Consider the following 4,111-nt stretch of genomic DNA (forward strand, 5'->3'; position numbering starts at 1 on the left):
TGGAGAAATCTAATCGGTATGTTATACCTGAGAGAAGAGTGAGGAGTTATCCAAGGGTTGTAAAAGGAAAACCTCAAAAATACCCAAGAAAAAGCCAGTCAATCTCTTAACTGACTGGCATTACCCTCAAGGGAGCTTTTTTTATAGGTGCTAAAAAACAAATTGCAATTATTCAGCCGGATTAAATTCTGCTATAACAGTTGCATAGCACTTGTGAAATAGATCAATTATTTTTATTTTTTGGCTGATAATGATAAAGGAACAAAGAATGGATAAACCGACAATTATTTTGTCTGAACAAGACTTGCACCGTTTAGAAACCATGCTTGAACATCAGTCTAAACTTACCCCGACCATGGAACATCTGGAAGATGAGCTGGCGCGTGCCGAAGTGGTTGCACCGCAAGATGTGCCAAGCAATGTGGTGACCATGAATGCCCGCGTGCTGGTGACCATCGCACCTTTCCCGGAACCAACCGAAATTACGCTGGTGTATCCGCATGACTTCCGTGGCGATAAAGGGCAGGTCAATGTACTGGCACCTGTCGGGGCGGCTATTTTAGGGCTGGCTGAAGGGCAGGAAATTGAATGGCCACAACCGGATGGTCATATTATGAAAGTCCGTATTGATAAAGTGTTGTATCAGCCGGAACGTGAAGGTGATTATTTATAATCTCCGCTGCGTGAAAAATTAAAGCCCTCAGTTGAGGGCTTTTGTGTCTTTGCAGTTTGGCTTAAAAATTTGATAAGTATGCGCGAAAAGGAGAGGATTCACTCTCTGTCATTGATCAGTAAAATATTGTTAATTTTAAATATTCCGCTTTTACTGCATTTGCAAAAAGCTACAGCTTGCTTTATATAAAAGTCTTAGTATAAAAAATGATTTGATCAAGCTGATGATGTTATGCCGCAAATAGATGTGTTAGAACCATTAACAGAGCTGGAGCTGAACCGGGATACCATTCTCTCGATCAAGCGTCATGAGCTGGTGCCGGTATTAAATGACCAGTACAAATTAAATCATTATGCCGATGCCCTCATTCAGTCGCAGGCAGTGCTGTTAAACGGGATTGATCCGCACATGACCCAGCAGCTCAGTCAAACCATTGAAGAATTGATCCGCATGCTGGCGGATTCCAAAAAATATCTGAAAAAACGCAAATTTAATGCGCTGCAAAAATGGCTGGGGATTGATCTGGAATATGGTTCCAGTCAGGTGGAATATTATAAAAAGCTGGACCGCTTACTCGATCAGGCCAATCATTTAAGCCAGAAATTACAGATCGAAATTCAGAAATCTCAAGCGCGTTTTCAGCAGTTACGTGGCTTAAGAGAGCAGATGGCGCAGCATATTGTCGCCGCTGAAGAATTTTTGACTGAATATCCAAGTTTTGTGAAACATCAACATCCTTTAGATAACTTCTCGGAACGATTATCTAAAAAAATAAATACACTGCGCACACTGCAGGCGAGTAATGATATTGCCATTACCCAGATGCAGCTGAGCCAGCAGCTGTCATTTACCTTGTTGGACCGGTTTAAGGAAGCGCAGCAGGTGCTGATTCCGGCCTGGCAATATCATGTCAAACAAAGTCAGCAAAGCAGCTCGACAAGTGAGCTGGAAAAGCTTGATAATAGTCGGGAAAATCTGATTAAAACGCTAAAAAAATCACTCGAAAACAGCTCTAAATAGAATCAAATATAAGGTGACGTATGACCCATCCTGAACAGGTAAATGCCGTGGTGGAAGCCACAACCGAAGAAAATCAGCAGAAATTCCAGGCGCTCAATTTACAGGAAATTGGCTTGCAGCCATCCGATTTCGATGAGGTCATGGCCGCGCGTAAAGAACTGGCCGACTTAAGCCATAATTCGGTGGCGGAATATGGGAAAAATATTGCCACCAAAACTTCGACTTATACTGATGAACTGCTTCATCTGGTGCAGAATAAAGATCTGGATGCGACCGGGCAAAAGCTGAATCAGGTGGTACAGGTGGCGCAGCAGTTAAATACCAGCAGTATTCTCAACAAATCGAAAAGCTCCGGTTTTTTTGGCAGCCTGATCAGCAAGTTTAAAGGTGCCAAGCAGAATTTTGACCAGCACTTTAACAGCACCAAAGAACAGATTGATGTACTGGTCAAGGAAATTGAAACCTCGCAAAACGGCTTAAAAACCCGGGTCGATACTCTGGATAAAATGTTTGAAGGCGTGCAGGAAGAATATAAACAGCTGGGGATTTATATTGCCGCTGGCCAGCTCAAGCAGCAGGAAATCCAGCAGCAGATTGGCCAGTTAACCACCCAGGAACAGGACCAGAGTACCACCCAGAAAGTTTATGATTTAAATCATCTGGCCAATAATCTGGAAAAACGCGTCAGTGATTTACAGGTGTTGCAGCAATCGGCCATGCAGACCCTGCCAATGATCCGGATTATCCAGTCCAATAACCTGATGCTGGTCGACAAGTTTTATGCAATTAAAAACATTACCTTACCGGCCTGGAAAAACCAGATTAGTCTGGCAATTTCCTTAAATGAGCAAAAGAACAGTGTGCAGCTGGCCAACAGTATTGATGATGCCACCAATGAGCTGCTACGCCGTAATGCCGACCTGTTACATCAGAACTCGGTCGATACCGCCAAAGCCAACCAGCGTTCAGTGATTGATATTGAAACGCTTGAACATGTGCAAAACACCCTCATTAAAACAGTCAATGATGTGATTCAGGTGCAAAAAGAGGGAATGCAAAAGCGTGCCGAAGCAACCACGCGTTTACGTGTGCTGCAAGATAACCTGAATCATCTGGTGCTTGAATCAAGTTCGAGCGGTTCCAATCCTTCCTGAGTAAACTCTGGCTCGGGAGTATTGCAAACGTAAGGAGAATACATTGCCCTTAGATGATTATGCGGTACCGACCGAGCACATCAATAGCGGTGTGCTGGCGCTGAAAAAGCGCCAGCGCAATCTGATGTTGCTGGGTATAACCTCCAGCACGGTGTTCATTGCCTCCATTATTGCTTTTTTTGTACAGCAAGATTTTGTCTATGGCTTTTTTGGCCTGACCACACAGGTCGAACAGCTGCACATTCCCTTAAGTGTTGATGCAAACCTGGCGATTTTAGAGCAGCAACCGGATTATTTTCTGGGGCTGTTGTCCTGGTTTGGCTGGCTGTTTCTGAAATTATTGCTGTCGTTTATTGGCGCCTTTTTTGTGGTGCATTTTCTCAAGAAAATCCGCTTTTTCTATGTGCGCTTTCAGTCCTTTATCCTGAAGTTTGTCGGCTGGTTAATTGCCTTTATCATGCTGTGGTCAGGTCTGACCTATCTGCAATATGACCTGAAAAATGATGACTATGATGCGCAGCAAAAAATTGTCTATTACGACAAGCAGCTGGCAGAAAGTGAGCTGGCGCGTTATCTGGCAGATGCACCGCTGGATACACCAGTCAAATCCTATTTACTGGCGCAAACCGCTTTGTTGCATCAGCCACCGGATAAAGCCGCAGCCATTCCGCATGTGTTGAATCTGGTGAAGGCCGAGCAGCAGAATCCGGATTTTATTCAGTATGGCTTTAAACCGGAACAGCTCTGGTCAATGCAGCAACAGGTTTATGGCAAAACCCTGACCCCAATGGCAGAAAGCGTGAATAAACAGGTGGTTCAAGCCGAGCGTTTAAGTCAGTTTGTACAGATTCTGGTGATTACAGCGGCGATTGTGTCAGCCATTTTCAGCCTGATTTTCTTTGTGTTGGCACAAAGTTTTAAAAAGCGGGCATTAAGAATTGAGCAGCGGATTTTTTAATGCTGATGATGAGGCTCCTGTGGGAGCCTTTTTCTGGTAGATGATTTCTATCGCGTTGTTACAATTTAGATTAATCTATCCATAAAAGATAATGATTTATAAAAGCGATCATTAATATAAAAACAAACTGTTTTATCTATTTTTAAATTTGGCCTATGATAGCGGTATTGAAAAATTTGACTCCTCTGGAGACGTTAGCAATGTTAGATCAAAATACCACAGCCCAATTAAAAGCCTTGTTAGAACGCCTTGAAGGTCCAATCGAATTAGTGGCCACTTTAGATAGCTCTGACAAATCAGACAAAA

Annotated in this window: 4 protein-coding genes and 1 pseudogene; all 5 read left to right on the forward strand. The window is 43.3% G+C overall.

Translation table 11 applies throughout. The features are described from left to right. Positions 1 to 268: 268 nt before the first annotated feature. Positions 269 to 673, forward strand: coding sequence for a nucleoside diphosphate kinase regulator (gene rnk, locus FTT63_RS14935; protein WP_005179090.1), 405 nt, complete (start codon positions 269 to 271; stop codon positions 671 to 673). A 231-nt stretch (positions 674 to 904) separates the two neighbouring features. Next, entirely contained in the window at positions 905 to 1,693 is a 789-nt protein-coding gene (locus tag FTT63_RS14940; RefSeq protein WP_104470294.1) for a tellurium resistance protein, read from the forward strand. 20 nt (positions 1,694 to 1,713) lie between these two features. Further along, positions 1,714 to 2,847, forward strand: a complete 1,134-nt coding sequence (locus FTT63_RS14945; RefSeq protein WP_168414376.1) for a toxic anion resistance protein — start codon at positions 1,714 to 1,716, stop codon at positions 2,845 to 2,847. 43 nt (positions 2,848 to 2,890) lie between these two features. Further along, complete coding sequence (locus FTT63_RS14950) at positions 2,891 to 3,805, forward strand: hypothetical protein (protein ID WP_075166954.1); 915 nt, start codon at positions 2,891 to 2,893, stop codon at positions 3,803 to 3,805. Between the two features lie 200 nt (positions 3,806 to 4,005). Next, positions 4,006 to 4,111 (forward strand): annotated as a pseudogene (locus FTT63_RS14955) (alkyl hydroperoxide reductase); the annotation flags it as partial.

Origin of the sequence: Acinetobacter sp. C15 (genome assembly GCF_013420645.1) — a bacterium.
Lineage (GTDB): Bacteria > Pseudomonadota > Gammaproteobacteria > Pseudomonadales > Moraxellaceae > Acinetobacter > Acinetobacter indicus.